This is a genomic window from Nitrosopumilus sp. S4 (assembly GCF_054515835.1).
On record NZ_CM137258.1, the window covers coordinates 121935 to 139424 of the forward strand.

The 17490-nt window shown below is 31.6% G+C and carries 20 protein-coding genes and 1 tRNA gene; 11 read left to right on the forward strand and 10 right to left on the reverse strand.

What is annotated here, in order from left to right; translation table 11 throughout:
- Together glyS and ACX119_RS00660 are read right to left on the reverse strand one after the other, a co-directional pair.
- On the reverse strand, positions 1 to 1458 hold the full coding sequence (gene glyS, locus ACX119_RS00655; RefSeq protein WP_459351244.1) for a glycine--tRNA ligase: 1458 nt from the start codon (positions 1456 to 1458) through the stop codon (positions 1 to 3).
- A gap of 30 nt (positions 1459 to 1488) precedes the next feature.
- Positions 1489 to 2328: a deoxyribonuclease IV gene (locus ACX119_RS00660; protein WP_459352039.1), complete on the reverse strand. Its 840-nt coding sequence runs from the start codon at positions 2326 to 2328 to the stop codon at positions 1489 to 1491.
- 86 nt (positions 2329 to 2414) lie between these two features.
- On the opposite strand from ACX119_RS00660, the gene ACX119_RS00665 reads away from it, so the two are divergent.
- Genes ACX119_RS00665 through ACX119_RS00685 form a run of 5 tightly spaced genes read left to right on the forward strand, consistent with a single transcriptional unit; the run spans position 2415 to position 9000 of the window.
- Positions 2415 to 3446, forward strand: coding sequence for a DNA primase (locus tag ACX119_RS00665; protein ID WP_459351245.1), 1032 nt, complete (start codon positions 2415 to 2417; stop codon positions 3444 to 3446).
- On the forward strand, positions 3439 to 4560 hold the full coding sequence (locus tag ACX119_RS00670; protein WP_459351246.1) for a DNA primase small subunit domain-containing protein: 1122 nt from the start codon (positions 3439 to 3441) through the stop codon (positions 4558 to 4560). The genes ACX119_RS00665 and ACX119_RS00670 overlap by 8 nt, the downstream gene beginning before the upstream one ends.
- A gap of 47 nt (positions 4561 to 4607) precedes the next feature.
- Positions 4608 to 7463: a UPF0182 family protein gene (locus tag ACX119_RS00675; RefSeq protein ID WP_459351247.1), complete on the forward strand. Its 2856-nt coding sequence runs from the start codon at positions 4608 to 4610 to the stop codon at positions 7461 to 7463.
- Positions 7464 to 8006, forward strand: coding sequence for a type 1 glutamine amidotransferase (locus ACX119_RS00680; protein ID WP_459351248.1), 543 nt, complete (start codon positions 7464 to 7466; stop codon positions 8004 to 8006). It abuts the gene before it with no gap.
- Between the two features lie 34 nt (positions 8007 to 8040).
- A complete protein-coding gene (locus ACX119_RS00685) occupies positions 8041 to 9000 on the forward strand; it encodes a tetratricopeptide repeat protein (protein ID WP_459351249.1) in 960 nt (319 codons plus the stop codon).
- Here ACX119_RS00685 and ACX119_RS00690 read toward each other — a convergent pair.
- Positions 9001 to 9074, reverse strand: a tRNA-Gly gene (locus ACX119_RS00690).
- A 52-nt stretch (positions 9075 to 9126) separates the two neighbouring features.
- On the opposite strand from ACX119_RS00690, the gene ACX119_RS00695 reads away from it, so the two are divergent.
- Positions 9127 to 9300, forward strand: coding sequence for a zinc-domain-containing protein (locus tag ACX119_RS00695; protein WP_297594745.1), 174 nt, complete (start codon positions 9127 to 9129; stop codon positions 9298 to 9300).
- Here ACX119_RS00695 and ACX119_RS00700 read toward each other — a convergent pair whose 3' ends face one another.
- Positions 9301 to 9423 carry a hypothetical protein gene (locus ACX119_RS00700; protein WP_459351250.1) on the reverse strand — a complete coding sequence of 41 codons (123 nt, stop codon included), beginning with the start codon at positions 9421 to 9423 and terminating at the stop codon, positions 9301 to 9303.
- Between the two features lie 74 nt (positions 9424 to 9497).
- Here ACX119_RS00700 and ACX119_RS00705 point away from each other — a divergent pair, with 74 nt between their 5' ends.
- The 4 genes from ACX119_RS00705 to ACX119_RS00720 are packed head-to-tail and all read left to right on the forward strand — an operon-like array spanning position 9498 to position 12056.
- A complete protein-coding gene (locus ACX119_RS00705) occupies positions 9498 to 9908 on the forward strand; it encodes a S6e family ribosomal protein (protein WP_459351251.1) in 411 nt (136 codons plus the stop codon).
- 31 nt (positions 9909 to 9939) lie between these two features.
- Complete coding sequence (locus ACX119_RS00710; RefSeq protein WP_459351252.1) at positions 9940 to 11202, forward strand: translation initiation factor IF-2 subunit gamma; 1263 nt, start codon at positions 9940 to 9942, stop codon at positions 11200 to 11202.
- Positions 11195 to 11563 (forward strand): PIN domain-containing protein, encoded by a 369-nt coding sequence (locus ACX119_RS00715; protein WP_459351253.1) that lies wholly within the window; start codon positions 11195 to 11197, stop codon positions 11561 to 11563. Before ACX119_RS00710 ends, ACX119_RS00715 begins: the two co-directional genes overlap by 8 nt.
- A 34-nt stretch (positions 11564 to 11597) precedes the next feature.
- On the forward strand, positions 11598 to 12056 hold the full coding sequence (locus tag ACX119_RS00720) for a YbhB/YbcL family Raf kinase inhibitor-like protein (protein WP_459351254.1): 459 nt from the start codon (positions 11598 to 11600) through the stop codon (positions 12054 to 12056).
- 40 nt (positions 12057 to 12096) lie between these two features.
- On the opposite strand, the gene ACX119_RS00725 is transcribed toward ACX119_RS00720, so the two are convergent.
- Genes ACX119_RS00725 through cobO form a run of 3 tightly spaced genes read right to left on the reverse strand, consistent with a single transcriptional unit; the run spans position 12097 to position 13625 of the window.
- On the reverse strand, positions 12097 to 12252 hold the full coding sequence (locus tag ACX119_RS00725; RefSeq protein WP_459351255.1) for an RNA-protein complex protein Nop10: 156 nt from the start codon (positions 12250 to 12252) through the stop codon (positions 12097 to 12099).
- A gap of 1 nt (position 12253) precedes the next feature.
- Entirely contained in the window at positions 12254 to 13051 is a 798-nt protein-coding gene (locus ACX119_RS00730) for a S1 RNA-binding domain-containing protein (protein ID WP_459351256.1), read from the reverse strand.
- 40 nt (positions 13052 to 13091) lie between these two features.
- The gene (cobO, locus tag ACX119_RS00735) at positions 13092 to 13625 is read right to left on the reverse strand and encodes a cob(I)yrinic acid a,c-diamide adenosyltransferase (protein ID WP_459351257.1); all 534 of its coding nucleotides are present in this window, start codon (positions 13623 to 13625) and stop codon (positions 13092 to 13094) included.
- An 87-nt stretch (positions 13626 to 13712) separates the two neighbouring features.
- On the opposite strand from cobO, the gene ACX119_RS00740 reads away from it, so the two are divergent.
- Entirely contained in the window at positions 13713 to 15068 is a 1356-nt protein-coding gene (locus ACX119_RS00740; protein ID WP_459351258.1) for a cobyrinate a,c-diamide synthase, read from the forward strand.
- Here ACX119_RS00740 and ACX119_RS00745 read toward each other — a convergent pair.
- From ACX119_RS00745 to ACX119_RS00755, 3 genes are read right to left on the reverse strand one after another with little or no spacing between them, the layout of a single operon-like run.
- Positions 15057 to 15698, reverse strand: coding sequence for a precorrin-8X methylmutase (locus ACX119_RS00745; RefSeq protein WP_459351259.1), 642 nt, complete (start codon positions 15696 to 15698; stop codon positions 15057 to 15059). The two genes, ACX119_RS00740 and ACX119_RS00745, sit on opposite strands and share 12 nt — an antisense overlap.
- The gene (locus ACX119_RS00750; protein WP_459351260.1) at positions 15688 to 16440 is read right to left on the reverse strand and encodes a sirohydrochlorin chelatase; all 753 of its coding nucleotides are present in this window, start codon (positions 16438 to 16440) and stop codon (positions 15688 to 15690) included. Before ACX119_RS00750 ends, ACX119_RS00745 begins: the two co-directional genes overlap by 11 nt.
- On the reverse strand, positions 16437 to 17489 hold the full coding sequence (locus ACX119_RS00755) for a cobalt-precorrin 5A hydrolase (RefSeq protein ID WP_459351261.1): 1053 nt from the start codon (positions 17487 to 17489) through the stop codon (positions 16437 to 16439). The genes ACX119_RS00750 and ACX119_RS00755 overlap by 4 nt, the downstream gene beginning before the upstream one ends.
- Between the last annotated feature and the right edge of the window lies 1 nt (position 17490).

Genomic DNA, 17490 nt, shown 5'->3' on the forward strand with positions numbered 1-17490 from the left:
TTATGGATATGCAATTGATTGTAAAATTACTGAATCAAGATCTGAGATGTTAATTCTTTTTTGTTCCATACTATCTCTCATTCTAATAGTTACAGTTTGATCTTCTAATGTCTGATGATCCACTGTAATTGCAAAAGGTGACCCAATCTCATCCAATCTTCTATATCTTCTTCCAATAGCACCAGAATGATCTAAAAATGCATCACATTTTCTTTTTAATTGAAGAAATATCTCATCTGTTTTCTCTTTTAATCCGTCTTTTTTAACTAAAGATAAAATCCCAACATGAACTGGAGACAAATATGGTTTTAGAGACAATACTGTTCTTTCATGCTTCTTGTCATCTCTCAAACTATGCTCTAAAATTGTGTAAAGACTTCTATCAATTCCCATTGAAATCTCAAAAACATGTGGTAATACTTTTTCATCATTATCCATAACCTCAAATTTCTCATTACTTTTTTTGGCATGACTTGATAAATCATAATCAGATCTGTAATTACAGGCAACAAGTTCTAGCCATCCAATGGTAGTATCTACTTCAAAATCAAATGCAACTTCTGCGTAAAATGCCTTTTCCTTATCACCAAGTTTTCTGAATCTGCTTTTAGAAATATCAATTCCAGATTTTTCATAAAATTCAGTCAAAATTCCAAGATAATACGCGACAAACTTGTTTGGAATTACTCCTGATTCTACTGCTTCTTTACATGTCATTGATACTGGTTCTGAATCTGTTTGAACTCTGATCACAGTATTTTGAATCTCAGAGAATTTTTCCATCTCATCTAACTTTGTTGGATTGCAAAAAACTTCAATTTCTGCTTGATAAAATTCCCTTAAACGCAATAAACTCTGTCTTGGTGCAATCTCATTTCTGAAACTTTTTCCAACTTGTGCGATACCTAATGGCAGTTTCCCCCTCATAGTTTTAAAGAGTCTTGGAAAATCTACAAAGATTGATTGACATGTCTCAGGTCTAAGGTATGCCTCCTCCTCTTCAGGACCAATTCCAACTTTAAACATCATATTGAAGTTCTTTGTTTTTTCAAAATCCCCCTTACACTTGGGACACTTTATGTTGTTTTGAGAAATAGCATTATCAAATTCTTCTAAATCCGCACTTTCTGGAATTTCAATTTTTGTAATATCTGCAATAGTTCTATCTGCTCTAAATGTTGATTTACATTTAATACACTTGATTATGGGATCAGCAAAATTTCCTAAATGCCCTGATGCCTCAAAGACTGATTTAGACATTATTTGTGAGCCATCAATTTCTAACATACCGTCTCTTCGAATTAATTCACGTCTCCATAATTCAAGAAATTTATTTTTTAGACTAACTCCAGATGGTCCATATTCCCAGAATCCAGCTTGAGCATCAGCATATACTTCACAACTTGGAAAATAAAATCCACGCTCAAGTGCTAATTTCATTACTGCCTCATAGTCCATATCATAATCTCCTACTCATAGAATAAATCTCTACGCAAGCTCCTTTGCTTTCTTAATATTTTCAAAATCATCGCGTTCATCATCAATTGGTGTTTCAAGAATTATAGGAATTTTATTTTTGTTTGCAAACTTAACCACAGAAGATATTCCATTCTCGCCAATACCACCTAATCCTAAATGATAATGTCTATCAAGATTACAACCAATTTCTCCTTTAGCATCATTCAGATGAAGAATTTTCAAATTTTTAATTCCTATATATTTATCAAATTCATTAAAAGTCTCTTTTACCTTACTTTCAGTTCTTAAATCATATCCTGATACAAATGCATGACAAGTATCAAAACAAACACCAAATTTTTTTGAAGGCTTTAATTGATTAAAAATTTCTCCTAATTGCTTAAAGTCTGCTCCAACAGAATTTTTCTGCCCTGCAGTATTTTCTAATAGAATCATGACATCGTTTTTAGTTTCACCTGCTTTGGTTAATCCTTTTACGAGTCTCTTGATTCCTGCTTCCTCCCCTGTTCCTAAATGACTACCAAGATGTGTAACAAGATATGGAATTCCTAAAATTTCACATCTTTCGACTTCGTCAATAAGTGTCTGAACAGATTTTTTAAATCCATCCTCCTTTGGAGATGCAAGATTTGGTAAATATGGCATATGTGCACATGTTGCAAATCTATCAATTTTACTTGCCTTTAGTTTTGATTTAAAATTAGAAATGTCATCTTTTGATAATTCTTTAACATTCCATCCTCTAGGGTTTCTGGTAAATATCTGAAATGCAGAACATTCTCGTTCAACCGCATTATCTACTGCCTTGTCAATTGATCCTGAAATAGATACATGACAGCCGATCTGCATATTTTTCAAGATTCTTTAAACATAATTTAAATCAGCATCCATTAAAATGAAACCAGATTTTTAAGTAAATCCTGTAAATCACTATTATGCTAGCACTTGGACAAGATGAAATTGCGAAATATCCTTTTCTAGCAGATGCAGGTGACTATTTGAAGGATAAAGGATTCTCAATCTATGATTTTGGGCAAGATCCTGTCTTGAGAATATCTGTAGATAAAGCAGTTCATAGAATAACTGTAGCTACAGACGGGAAAATTTATGATTCTGATCTCATAGATGGAAAAGCATCTAAGTCATATATTTTAGAACGTGAGGTTTTTTCATTTCTAGCAGCAATAATCTTGCTTAAACTTTCTAATATGTCCACTTTAGTTAAACGATTTTCTCTTGCAGAAGCTAGACGAGCAGAATCATATTTAAAAAAAGATTTAGGAAGAGCTTCAAATCCTTCAGAAATTGATTTACTAAAAAAAATAATTTTTGAATTATCTGATATTAACGTAGAGAAAAAAGATGATTTTTTTACAATATCTATAACTGATTATCTAAAAGAATCTGCAACTTTTAATGAAAAAGAATGGAAATTGATTAATCGACATGTTGAAAATGGAAAAGTGTTTCTCAATTCTGAAAAAATTGTTAGATTACTTAGAAAAAGAATTTCTGTGTATATTAATTTAAAAATAAACAAAGCACCCACTCCTGAAATGATCTCAGGATTAGAAACTGACGTACAGAATTTAATTGAACTTGCAAAAAAATATACTCCCGTTTTTGTATTTTCTGGAGAATACCCTCCCTGCATCAAACATGCAATTGATGTTCTTGAAAAAGGCGAAAATTTACCTCATGCTGGTAGATTTATGCTTGCAACTTTTTTACTATCAAAAGGACAATCAGTAGAACAAATTGCACCATTATTCAAAAATGCACCTGATTATAATGAACGTGTAACACTTTACCAATTAAATAATTTAGCTGGAACTGTAGGAAGTGGAACACAATATTCCTGTCCTTCATGCCAAAAATTACAAGCTCAAAGTCTATGTTTTGCCACATCAGATTGTAAAAATATAATCAATCCAATGCAGTTTGGAAGGAAGAAAAAAAATGCATGAAACTGATATTAAATTTCTAGAGACAACTTTTAAAAAATATTATTTTAATCATTTTGATCTTATTCGAGTTCCTGAACGAACATCCGAAAGAGAATTTGGCTATCAGAAATTTAATTCAGGAATGACTCGTCATATTCAAATTAAAGATGATAAGGAGTTGCATCTAATACTTATGCAAAATACTCCATCCGATGTTTATTGTTCAAATGCATATTATTCATTTCCAAATTTGCCAATGAATGAAAAAGATTGGAAAGAAGCCGATCTTATTTTTGATATTGATGCAAAAGACCTTAATTTACCTTGTAGAGAAACTCACACAGTTTCAATTTGTTCTGATTGTAGTGAAGTTTCAAAAAATCTAATTCATTGTACAAAATGTAATTCTAAAAAACTTGAGAAAAAATCTTTACCATGTAAAAATTGTATTGATGCTTCAAAAATAGAAGTTGAAAAACTATTTGATGTTTTAATTAATGATATTGGAATTTCTAAAGAAAAAATTCAAGTATATTTTTCTGGGAATGAAGGATTTCATGTTTATGTATATGATTCAGAATTTCAAAAACTTGGTGCTCGAGAAAGATCTGATCTAACTGATTATATTTTATTTAAAGGAATGATTCCTGAAACTTTTGGGATGAAGAAATTTAAACCTAACAAAAATTTATTTCCAAATCTTGAAGATAAAGGATGGAGAGGAAGATTTGCAAAGCATGTTTATGGTACAAAATCAAAGCGCTCAAAAATAATTACAGAATTGATTGCAAATGGATACTCATCATTTCAAAAAACTATAGATGATACTTCTGAAAAAATTGGCGTAAAAATTGATCCAAATGTAACTATGGATATTCATAGAATTTTTAGATTACCTGGATCTATTAACAGCAAGAGTGGTCTCACAAAAATTATCTGCAATGATCTATCAAAGTTTGATCCTTACACTGATTCGTCTTTTCTAAATGATGATTCAATAGAGGTAAAGGCCAATTGCCCAATTGAATTTAAATTAAAAAATAAAAAATTTGGTCCTTTCAATAATGAAACTGTGTCAGTCCCTACTTTTGCTGCAGTCTATATGATTTGCAAAAAACTAGCGACAATTGCATGATTTTGCTGGTAAGACATTAATTTACCGTATCTTAACAAAGTTTGATTTTGTATAGCGCCTCTACTGATAAGCAAGCTCCCCCTCCTGATGCAGGAAAATTCATCCGATTAGGCATAGTGGCAATTATTGGAATAGTGATTTTTGCTCTAGTTGGAAATCAGGCAGTAATCCTATCCATGAACTTTACCGAATTTGGCGATCAGTTTACCAAGCCTCTCTATTACACATTGGTTTCAACTTTAATTTTATCATCAATTGCCCTCGTGAGAGTAAATATCGCTGGAAGGTCATCGATTTTTTGGTATGCAATTAGTACGGCTATTGGATTTCTAGGAAGTGGAGGGCAACAATCACTCTCAAATAATATTAAAAATTTTTCTGATTACAAATTATCTGTGCCTCAGTTTGTAATTTGGCAAATTACCAAAATTCTGCTCTTTGGTGCGTTCTTTGCAAATATCATGTTTGGATTTGCTGCAATGTCATTTATTGATGGAAATTATTTGGGAATTGAGAATTTACCAAAATTATTTACACTCCCATTTGTAACTCCAGAAACTAATCCAAATTATGCATATGAAAATGTTGTTCCAATGATCCCTGCATTAGTCATCTTAATTCCTCCTTTACTTGCAGCAGTTGGAATGCGTTTGGTTTTGTATGTTGGAATTCATAGAATTATTGGAGTTATAACTTCATTTCTGCAAGATTCAACTGATGGAAAACCAAGATATCTAAACTATGTTTCAACTATTGAAGGAATTATTGGAATTGGAATTATTTGGGCCGGATTTAATCTCTTCTTCACTGATCAGATAGATTATAACACTCGTTATATTATTGGCGGAACTTTAGTTATAGGCTTTGCACTTATTGCATTTTCAATAGTTGATAGAATTAGAGCTCGTGTCCTAACTCACATGTTTAAACGAGATGTTTACATCAGAATTTTGTCAATAATTGCAATAGCGATAATCATAGCTGGTGTTGTTTCAGTAAACAATAGTATTGCTGATGCAAAAAAGATTGAATTTTTGGGACCTTACACTGCTCAACAAATTGGAGTTAATCGATATCTTGGTGAATTAAATGATGTTCAAGAGAATACTCATAATGTTAAACTAACCTCAGTATCTCCAAACAATATCAAAAACTATGTAAAACAAAATAGTGATGTTCTTGATGTCATTAGAGTATGGGATTGGGAAGCAGCATTTGCAAAACTAAAACCTGAGATAGGCTTGATTCCTTATGTAGACTTTGAAGATAACGATATTCTTCGTTTCAATAATACTCTTTATTGGACTGCCTCAATGAAACCTATTCTTCCAACTTCTGTTAGTCTTGAAAATAGATGGTATAATGAGCATCTTGTATACACACATGTTCCAAATGGATTTCTAACATTGGAAGCTACAGATGGTCAGATCATTGATAGTAGTGCATTCTTTAAACAACGAGAAATCTATTATGGTGAAGGCGGGCTTTTTGAGCAAACCTGGTCTGGATATCCAAATTCTCGTGGTTCAACTAGTGCTGAGCTTGGAGGAGCATCATACTCTGGATTAGGTGGTTTGGATGTCTCACCACCTCTAAGTTGGATTTTTGAGCCAAACTTTTTGCTTTCATTTCCTGCCGAATCAGTTCACATAATGAGATACAAAGATGTACATGATAGAATGGAACTTTTGTATCCTTACTTTTTGTATGATTTGTTTGGCAAAGAATTAGATTCACTTCCTGTTACAGATGGTAAGAATTCCTATTGGCTTATTCCACTAATTATTGGATTTGATACTCGTGATGTTCCATGGTCTGTAGGAAATCCATATCTTCGCTTGGTGGGATATGCGCTAGTTGATACATACAATGGAGATATTCAATTACTAAAGACTGGTGATGACTTCTTTTCAGATATGTTTGCTAGTCAATATTCTGATCAATTCAAACCAATGCCTTCATGGCTTGAAGAACAAATCAGATATCCTGTAGAATTATTTAACTGGAAAACTGAGATGTACAATATTTACCATGTAACTAATGTTGAGACATTTATTCAAGCAAATGAATTCTATGAAATTCCTCGTGGTCTTGACACTTATTATGTTGAAGCCAAACCCCCTGGATTTGACCAGACAGAATTTGTTGGATTATTATCCCTTGAACTAAGAGGTTCCCAAGGAAGAAACCTTGCAGGATACATGGTTGTAGAAAATGATCTTTCCAATCTTGGTAATTTACAATTCTTTGAGGTTCCATTAAATTCTACAACTAAATTGATTGGTCCAACTGCAGTCAGAGAAGCACTTGATAGGGATCCTGAATTTGCTCAACTAAAGACTCTTTTGAGAAATCCACGAATAGGTGATAACATTTTGTATCGTGTAGGTGATCATGATATCTACTTTATTCCAGTATATACTGCAGGAGCTGGAGGTGTAGTTGCTCAATTAGGAACAATTGCTGCTGTTGGTGCTGCATTTAATGGTGAATATTTTGTAGGATTAGGAGATACACAGGAAAAGGCATTTGAAGCCTATCTGAAGAAAGTCTCTGGTGTTGCTCCAACTGTAACTACTGCTGATGATAATTATGTAGAATTAGTAAAAAGTGATAGAATTGATATAATCAAACGTGTATTTGAAGAAAATGAAATTTCAATATCAGAACCAACATCAATACAGATACCCCTTTCATTTAATGAAGGAGAAATAATCTTCTTTACTGAAAGTGATCGTGAAGATATTGAATCATTCCTTTCAAAATTCATCGATGACTTTGTAAAACCACGTAGTGACAGAGTATTCATGTGGCAAGAAGATAATAATCTCAATATTGGTACAATATTTGTAAAAAATGCTATACCTGAGATGCATTATGTCTCAATTGAGGTAGGCAATTAATTGCTTCTAGTATTAGATAACGGCTCTCTTTATACAAAAAATTTAATTTCCTTTCTTGAAGAAAAAAATGTTGAATTTGAAAAACACACTCCTAATCTTTTTGATCTAAACTCTCTTGATAACTATAATTCTATTATATTATCTGGACGTCGTATTAATGAAAAAAAAACTAATGAAATTAATTCTAAAATTATTAATTATTCTATAAAAAATAACATAAAATTACTGGGCATTTGTTACGGAGCAGAAATTATGGCGCTGACCCTTGGAGGTACTATAAGAAAGACACCTACTTTACAAAAAGGAAATGAAATAATCCAAATAATCAAGAATAATCCCATATCAAATGATTCTATTGAGGTATATGAAAGTCATAGTTATGAAATATCTAAATTGCCTAAGGAGTTGATAGTATTAGGACAATCTCCTAATTGTAAATATGAGATAATTCAATATTCTGGAAAACCAATTTTTGGAACTCAGTTTCACCCTGAGATGAGTCAAGATGGTTATGATTTAATTGAAAAATTTTGTTTACTCTGATTGATTTTAATAACTCGCAATTTTTCTCTAATATATGGAGCCTGAAAATCATGAATTACTTTTACCTCTTGTTGATGAAGAAAATATTTGTCTTCCATTACCAATTAATGTAGTTTCAAAATATTGGAATGTTCATTTGCCTCTAGTTGAAGCACAAGAAATTTCAAAAAATTATTCTGGATATTCTGGAAGTATACTTATTGAAGGAATCGAACTTGCAGAAAGAAATGGTCTTACCTGTAAAATTATTCACTCCTCCTTATCAAAACTAAAAAAAATGATTGATGTTGGTATACCTCCAATTGTTATTTTACCTGGAATTCCAGAAATTACTCAGCATGCATCTGTAATTACTGGATATGATATTGAAGAAAGATCAATACTACATTATATCCAAAAAGGAAATCAAAAAGGAGAACAACAGGAGGGCGCAATCCCTGAAGATGTTTTTGATAAACAATGGGCAGAAGAAGGACGATTATTGATTTTATTGGGACCCTCTGATATACTATCTTCAATCGATCTTGAAAGTAATGATAACGAGTCAAATAGATTATGTCTTATTTCTGAGAGATACCAAATCCAAAATAACTTTGCAAAGGCAGGAGAAATATTAAAACAAGCTATAGATATTCATCCAAACAACTCTACTGCCTTACATCTTTATGGTTCCTTACTAAATTCACAAAAATCGTCAGAGTGTATCAAGTTTTACGAAAAATGTCTTGAATCTAATCCAAATTCTTATCTTAGTTATAATGGATTGGGAAATTTCTATCTAAAATCAAATGAGTTTGAGAAAGCTGAAAAATGTTATACAAAAGCTATTGATATTAATCCAAATAGATCTGCCAAGATATACAAAAATCGTGCATACATTAGAGAAAAACAAAATAATATTTCGGGTGCCAAAGAAGATCTAAAAAATTATTTGAAATATTATCCGCAAGCACCAGATAGAGGAATTATTGAACAAGCAATCCGAGAATTATGATGCGGAGTGCGGGATTTGAACCCGCGACCTTCAGCTTGGGAAGCTGACATCTTACCGAGCTAGACTAACTCCGCTTAGGAAATCTAGTTTGATTATGATTAAATATCTTAATTGAGAACATTAGTTATGGATGCAAGATGCCCAGAATGTGAAAAAGTTGCAATTTTAGATGATGATATTACAAATGTAAAGTGTCCACATTGTAATTTTGAAGCAGATTATGATACTTATCTTGAAATTATGAAAGATCAGGCAGTTAATATGGCAACTGACTACATACCAGATCGACCTGGAATTTAATTACCAATAATTTCCTTTATCAGAGCAATCTAAGTGAGCACCACAATTAGGACAAAACATATGACATGCTTGCATGTCTACCATTTTTTTATCACATCTAGGACACCTGATTTCTTCTGTCATGCCTATCTTTGTTAATCTTGATTTAAAAATAATGTCCAAACGTTAATTAGTCGTTCATAATTTTTTTGGAATACTTGGCAAACTTCAAGTTAACAATTTCCGACATCAAAGGAAAATCCATTTCTAAGGAACTCAAAGATAGCGATGCTAATCCATTACTTGGATTAGAACTAGGAAAAGAAACTGATGCATCAATTGTTGGATTGAATGGAAAATTAAAACTCACTGGAGGAAGTGACAAATCTGGAGTGCCTATGCGAAATGATATACATGGTTCTGCAAGAAAATATGTTTTACTTTCTAAAGGAGTAGGTCTTCAAGATGCAGAAATTGGACAAAGAGTTAGAAAATTAATGCGAGGAAATACTGTATCAGAAGAAATCTATCAAGTAAATTGTAAATTTGATGGTGAATTACCTGTTGAAGCTCCTGTAGAAGAAACTTCTGAAGCTACAGAAGAAAAAACTGAAGATAAAAAAGAATAACTTAACATATACCGATTCTACATTTTGATTCATGCATTGGAGAGATACACTTCCTGAATGGTATATTAAAAAATACGGATATCAGCCTTGTGTAAATATTGGAACCGCTGGTCATGTAGATCATGGAAAAACTACTTTAATTCAAGCATTAACTGGATCATGGACTAGTGTTCATAGTCAAGAATTAAAGCGTGGTATCACAATTCGTGTAGGTTATTCTGATGCGGCATTTTACAAATGTAAAAAATGTGAAGAACCTTTAGGATATTCAACTACACCAAAGTGTAATAATTGTGGTAAAGATAGTGAATTATCAAGAGTGGTTAGTTTTGTTGATAGCCCAGGCCACGAAAGTTTAATGGCAAATATGCTATCCGGATCTGCATTAATGGATGGTGCAATGTTATTAGTTGCAGCAAATGAAAAAGTTCCAAAACCTCAAACCAAAGAACATCTTTTAGCTCTTCAAACATTAGGAATTCAACAAATTGTAGTTATCCAAAACAAAGTTGATTTATTATCTTACAAAGAAGCACTTGATAATTTTCAGGAGATCTCAAAATTTGTTAAAGGAACTTTTGCAGCTAAAGCACCGGTAATACCAATTTCAGCTCAATCAAAATTAAATATAGATGCACTAATTGGTGCTATAGAAAACACCATTAAAACACCTGAAAGAGATGAAAAAAAAGATACTGTTATGCATGTTCTAAGATCATTTGATGTAAACAAACCAGGAACTAAATTAAAAAATATCAAGGGAGGAGTAATTGGTGGAAGTCTTACTCAAGGAATTTTTAATGTAGGAGATGAAATAGAAATTAAACCTGGAATTCTAAACGAGAAAAAAAAATCCTACGAACCATTACTTACAGAAATTACATCACTAGGTACTGCTGCAGGAATTGTTGAATCCGTTAAACCAGGTGGTTTAGTGGCAATTGGAACAAAATTGGATCCATCCATGACCCGAAGTGATTCATTTATTGGTTCAGTTATTGGAAAACCAGGAACACTTCCTGAAAACTCTACAATCTTAAAACTTGAAGTAAATCTTTTTGATTCTGCCGTAGGTACTACTGAAGATATTAAGGTACAGCCAATTCAAGTTGGTGAATTACTCAGATTAAATATTGGAACTGCTCCTGTGCTAGGAAAAGTTACAAAAATTAAATCAAAAAATATTGAAATTGAATTAAGACGACCTGCATGTATTTTTGAAGGAGGAAATGTGGCAATTAGTAGAAGAATATCCGAGCGATGGCGATTAATTGGTGCAGGAATAGTTGGTTGAAGTTATCTGTGATACAAATTTTCTAATTCATATTGCTAACAAAAGAATAAAAAATATAGATAATCTAGCCATAGAAATTGGTCAAATCACTTTTGTAGTTCCCCAAGTAGTTAAAAATGAGTTATCAAAATTATCAAAAAATCCAGAAAAGAAAAATAGTATATCGGTAACTCTGGATTTCATAAAAAAATTCAAAATTATTCCTATTGGTGGAACGTTTGCAGATAAAGAATTACTTGATTATGTTTCAAAGAATAATGCAATTATTGCAACAATGGATAAGGAACTTAAAAAAAATATTAAGAAATTTGGGAGTTCTATAATTTCACTTTCAAATGATAAAATAGTTTTAGAGTCTTAGAAAAATTTAACTTAATGTGTTTCAAATTAATCCTATGGTGTCATTAACTCTAGAAAGTGATGCATTTGAAAATGGACAAGTAATTCCAAAGAAGTTTGGTTATAAACATGGTAATCATAGTCCACCACTAAAAATCAAAGGAGTTCCAGAGAACACATCATCACTGGCATTAATTATGGATGATCCTGATGCTATGGGTGCTGTTGGAAAGGTTTGGGTTCATTGGGTTTTGTGGAATATTGAACCTACATCACTTGAAATTCAAGAAAACTCTACTCCAAAAAATAGTATTGAAGGCAAAACTGATTTTGGAGAAATTGGATATGGAGGTCCCGCTCCTCCAGATAAAGAACATACTTACATATTCAAACTATATGCTTTAGATACAAAATTAGATCTTAAAGAAGGCTCTCCCAAAAGTGAATTAGAGAATTCAATGAAAAATCATATTATTGCTGAAACTAAACTTCAAGGACGTTATGCACCTCAATAATTCTTAAACGCTGTGCATATATTTTCTCTAAAAATATAATCTAAGTATATCTGGCTGCTAATCTATATCTCATATATTTATCATCAGGTGAAAATTTTGCTGGATGTGCAGAAATTGTATCTTGGTTACACTTTACACATTTTTCTTTTAATGTATAGCGATTACAATTCATACATTTTCTTAATTGAAATCTCATTTTAATTCTCTCTTGTCTTCTTTGATTCTTCCCTAGTAAATTTGAATGATCCTTTCTTTTTTTCTATATTAGTTTGTATTTCAGCAATTATTGGTTTGAGAGATTTTTCTGCAGCTTTGAAATTTTCAGATGTTATTGATAATCGATATTTTGGTGCGCCAAGATAAGTTATATCGATGGTAGGATCTTTTTTTATGGCATCCAATAAGGTTTTTTTAATAATTTCTACACCATCTGATCTTTGATTTGTAATTTCCATTATCCCTCTTATTTCAACAGAGGGTAGCTTAATCTTTGAGCAAATCTCTTCAATAACTGTTGCAGTTTTTTTTGCAAGCTTTAACTCTTTTACTGATTCAATCCCATTTCTTCCTATTTCAATAAAAGCATCATAAACAGAATCGAATTTAGAATAAATACTATCTTCTAGTTTTTCAACTTCAGCATCAGATAATTTTGCCTTCTCTTTGACATTTTGCAAAATTGTTTTACCTTTTTCAAATTTTTTAACTTCTTTTAGTTTTTGTTTTTTCTGATCATTTGATACTTGTTTGAGTGACAAGTCAATATCTCCACGCTGTGAATTGACTTTCTTTACTAGGAGAACTTTTTTCTCCCCATCACGAACAAATCTATTAACAGATCTTATCCATCCTGGTGCAATCTCTGAAATATGTAAAAATCCCTGAATATCATCATATTCATCTAATGTAACATATGCCCCATGATCCATCACTTTGGTAATTGTAGCAAGAACAATTTCCCCCTGTTCAGGCATTTCTTGTATTTCTGTAGACATTTCTTCTAAAACTCCTATCTGTGTAAATTAATGTTGCTGGCTAAAAATCAATTCCTTTTTTGGCTTTAATTCCTTTTTGAAATGGGTGTTTTATCTCCTTCATTTCTGTAACTAGATCAGCCATCTCAATAACCTCTTCTTTTGCATAATTTCCAGTAAGTACTAAATCCAATTCTTTTGGTTTAGATTTTATTAAATTTAAAACATCATTGAGTGATACCAATCCTAAATTTACTGCATAATTTATCTCATCTAAAATTATTATATCGTAATTTTTTGACTGGATTTTTTCAATACTAATCTTTATTGCTTCATTTGCAACTTTTTCATGATCTTCCTTTGGACTCGTATCATCAATAATTCCAACAAATCCTTTTCCTATAGCTACCATTTCAAATTCCGGTTCTAGTCTCTTTGAAGAATCCATTTCACCATAATGCCATGATCCTTTAATGAATTGAATCATGCAAATTTTTTTTTGATAACCAGTCGCCCTCAAAGCTAATCCTAAAGCAGCAGTTGTTTTTCCTTTACCTTTACCAGTATAAACAATGACTAATCCATCTTTTTCCATATTTTTTAGTTTAATATTCTAACTAAAAACATTGAGGATTTCTAAAAATATATCACTTTAAATAAAAACTGGTTCTAGTCATGCAAATTGCAAATTCCTAGAATAGTGATAGCTGGAGCAACAAGCGGAGTTGGAAAAACTTCTATTACCTGTTCTATCATTTATGCTCTTCAAAAACAAGGATTTTCAGTTCAACCTTTCAAAATAGGTCCTGATTATATTGATCCTAGCTATCTTTCAAGTATTTCAAATCATGAAGTATACAATCTAGATGCTTGGTTGATGGGAAAGAATAATCTTTTGAAAAGTTTTATCTCAAATTCTAATAGTGATATATCAATCATTGAAGGAGTTATGGGTTATTATGATGGGTTTTCTGGTCACTCAAACTATGCTAGTACACATCATATTGCTACAATAACAAAATCTCCTGTTATCTTAGTTTTAGATGCAAGTAAAACAGCACGCTCAATTGCAGCAACATTATTGGGATTTCTAAAATTTCATAACAATTCTCGAATTGTAGGTGTAATTCTTAACAAAATAGGAAGCAAAAAACATGAACTTTTGTGTAAACATGCATTAGAAAAAATAAAAATTCCAATAATTGGAGTAATTCCAAAAAATCCTCTTTTGAATTTGGAATCAAGACATCTGGGATTAATTTCTACATTGGATAAAAAAACTCTAAAAAACCAAATTGAAAAAATCTCAAAAATAATATCAAAAACTTTGGATACTCAACAAATAATTTCAATAGCAACTAATTCAATTATTCTTCCAAAAATATCCAAATCTGAACATAAAAAAGAAAAAATTACTATTGCTGTCGCACTAGATACCTCATTTAATTTCTACTATCAAGATAATATAGAATCATTAAGAAGAGAAGGTGCAACTATAAAATTTTTTAGTCCAATTAAAGACAAAAAAATCCCAAAATGTGATGGAATCTACATCGGTGGAGGATTTCCAGAAGTATTAGGTGCATCACTTGCAAAAAATCAGTCAATAAAAAAAATAATAAAAAAGTTAGCTGAGGATAATATTCCTATCTATGCTGAATGTGGTGGATTGATGTATCTTACAAAATCCATAGAAATTGATAATAAAAAATACAAAATGATTGATTTGTTTGATGCAAAAACAAGAATGACTAAAAAAATGACACTTAATTACACAAAGGGTAAGATAATTAAAAAAACTATCATATCAGATATATCACATTCCATTCAAGGACATGAATTTCACTATTCTAAATTAGAAGATGTTTCTGCTGATTCAAAATTTGTATATGATTTAGAAATTGGTGATGGAATCAAAAACCATAAAGATGGAATGATACAAAATAATACTCTTGCATCCTATGGCCATCTCTATTTTGATAGTTCTAACTATGCAAAAATTTTTGTGAATAATTGTATAAAATATTCAAGAACCTGATTCTGCTCTAATTAATTTGAATAATGCATTAATTATTGCAGAGGCAGCTGAACTGCCTCCCTTTCTTCCTAAATTAGTGATAAATGGTATTTCCTCTAGTTTTGATAGTTCCTCTTTTGATTCTGCTGCACAAATGAATCCAACTGGAATTCCAATAATTAGGGCTGGCTTTACAATTCCTTCCTTTACCATTTGAATTACTTCCAAAAGTGCCGTTGGTGCATTTCCAATGGCTACCACTCCTCCGTTAATATCCGATTTTGCTGTCCTCATTGATACTTGAGAGCGTGTTTTTCCCTCCTTTTTTGCCAATTCCATCATTTTTGGATCTGAAATATTGCAAATTATGTCATTCCCGAAATCTTTTGGATTTTGTTTGTTCAAACCCCCAATTACTCCATTTACATCAACCACAATACTGCATCCGTTTCTTAATGCATTCATTCCACTTTGAATTGCATTTTTTTGAAAAATTATTCTGTTCTTATCGGCAAAATCAAAGTCAGCGGTTGAATGAATTATTCTTCTAACGATTGGCCATTCCATTTGATTATAACTATGTTCACCTATTTCTTCCTCAATCATCTGCATACTTGCATCTTCAATTGATTGACCTTTTTCAGTTTGCATCTTCTACCTCTCTTGCTCTTTCAATAATTAAATCAATAATTTTTTGATCTGTTCCTATGTGTTTTGTTATGTATGATTTTTTTATATTAGATTTATCTAATGCTGGAATTAAATCATTATTGATATCAGTTTTTACATGTGCTCCTTCATGAAGAAAATAAAAAACAATCACTAGAGCTTTAGGTTCGTCTTTTTCACATTTTTTTATTCCTTCAAAAATATCAGGCTGTTCAATTTCTAACCAACACCTGCTAACATTTCTATAGGAATTTTTTAAATCATTAACAATATAATTAAGTGACATCTGAGCATTAGGATCTTTGCTACCATGACCAATTATCATTACATCTACTTCTTTCTTTGGAAGCGTTACTTGATTCTCTTTTAATGTTGTAGATATTCTGTTTTCTACAATATCAATTAATGTCTTATGCATGCTCATTGGTTTTGTCACTAAAAATTTTACCTTGGTATCTTTTTGAAATTTCATAACATCTGTAACTGCATTTTTAACTTTTTTACCTGGATACAAAAAATATGGAACTATGGTTAAAGTATCAATATTCTTTTTAAGACATTTTGAAATTCCATCTTCAATATATGGTGGTTCAACCTCTAAGAAGCAAAAATCTGCAAATTCATAGTTGCCTTTAGCCATGATTCCTTTACAAATTATTTCTAATTCTTCTGATGCCTCTCTTTCCCTACTCCCTCTATCAATCAGTAATAATCCACGCTTCAATTAACAATCCTCGCTATAGCTATTGTCAAATTTGGTGGAAATTTCTGTTTTTCTACAATGAGTTCTCCGCCAGAAACTTTGATTGCTGCAGCTTCTGAAACACTTGCAGTTCCTTCAAAGGCTTTTACAGTTTCTGAAGGATTTGGGGCAGTAATTTCTGCTAGATCCTCTCTATCGACATATTCCACGGGAACTTTCAGTTCTTTTCCAATGTCTATTAACCCTTGCACATCTTGCGGTTTTTTTATCGAAACAAGCTTTGAAATTGATTTTTCACTTAATCTAAACTTCTCAAGACATAACTTGATCCCATTCATGATTTCTTCTTTAGTAGTATCCCAGTGAAGCCCTACACCAATTACTAAACTTGGTGGACGATAGATGACAGATTCTTTTGATAATGTATCATCGATTAATTTATCAGAAATTATTAGATATGCTTTAGAATTTGATTTTTTTAATTGTTCCAAATCATCATAAATTGTTACATTTTTTGGTAAGTCTTTGTACCAATTTGTATTCCCGGCTTGCTGAAATACACCAATAGGCTCTTCATTTACCATATGTGCACTAATTCTAGTTACTGTAGAATCATCATCAATTTTCCACCCAAAATCCCTCCCGACAAGATCGACTGCTATTGTTTTGTTAACATCTGCAGCTGTAGTAATTACTGGTATTGCATCTAATTTTGTTGCAATTTCTTGTGTCAGCTCATTTGCACCTCCTATGTGTCCAGATAAAACACTAATTACAAAATTTGTTTTATCATCAATTACAATTACTGCAGGATCTGTTTTTTTATCTTTGAGGTGTGGGGCAATTAATCTTATAACTGCACCCAAAGAAAAAAGACAGATTAATGCATTATTATTTTTAAAAAGTTCTATAATTTTATCTGATGTAGGCTCAGAATACCAAATAATATTATTATTGTCATCTGAAAATTTTTCTGGGGCATAAATTTTCCAATCAGGAAATAGTCCTTTCAAATTTAATCCAATATTTACTCCATTTTTGGTAATTGCTAAAACTGAAGTTTTTTCCATA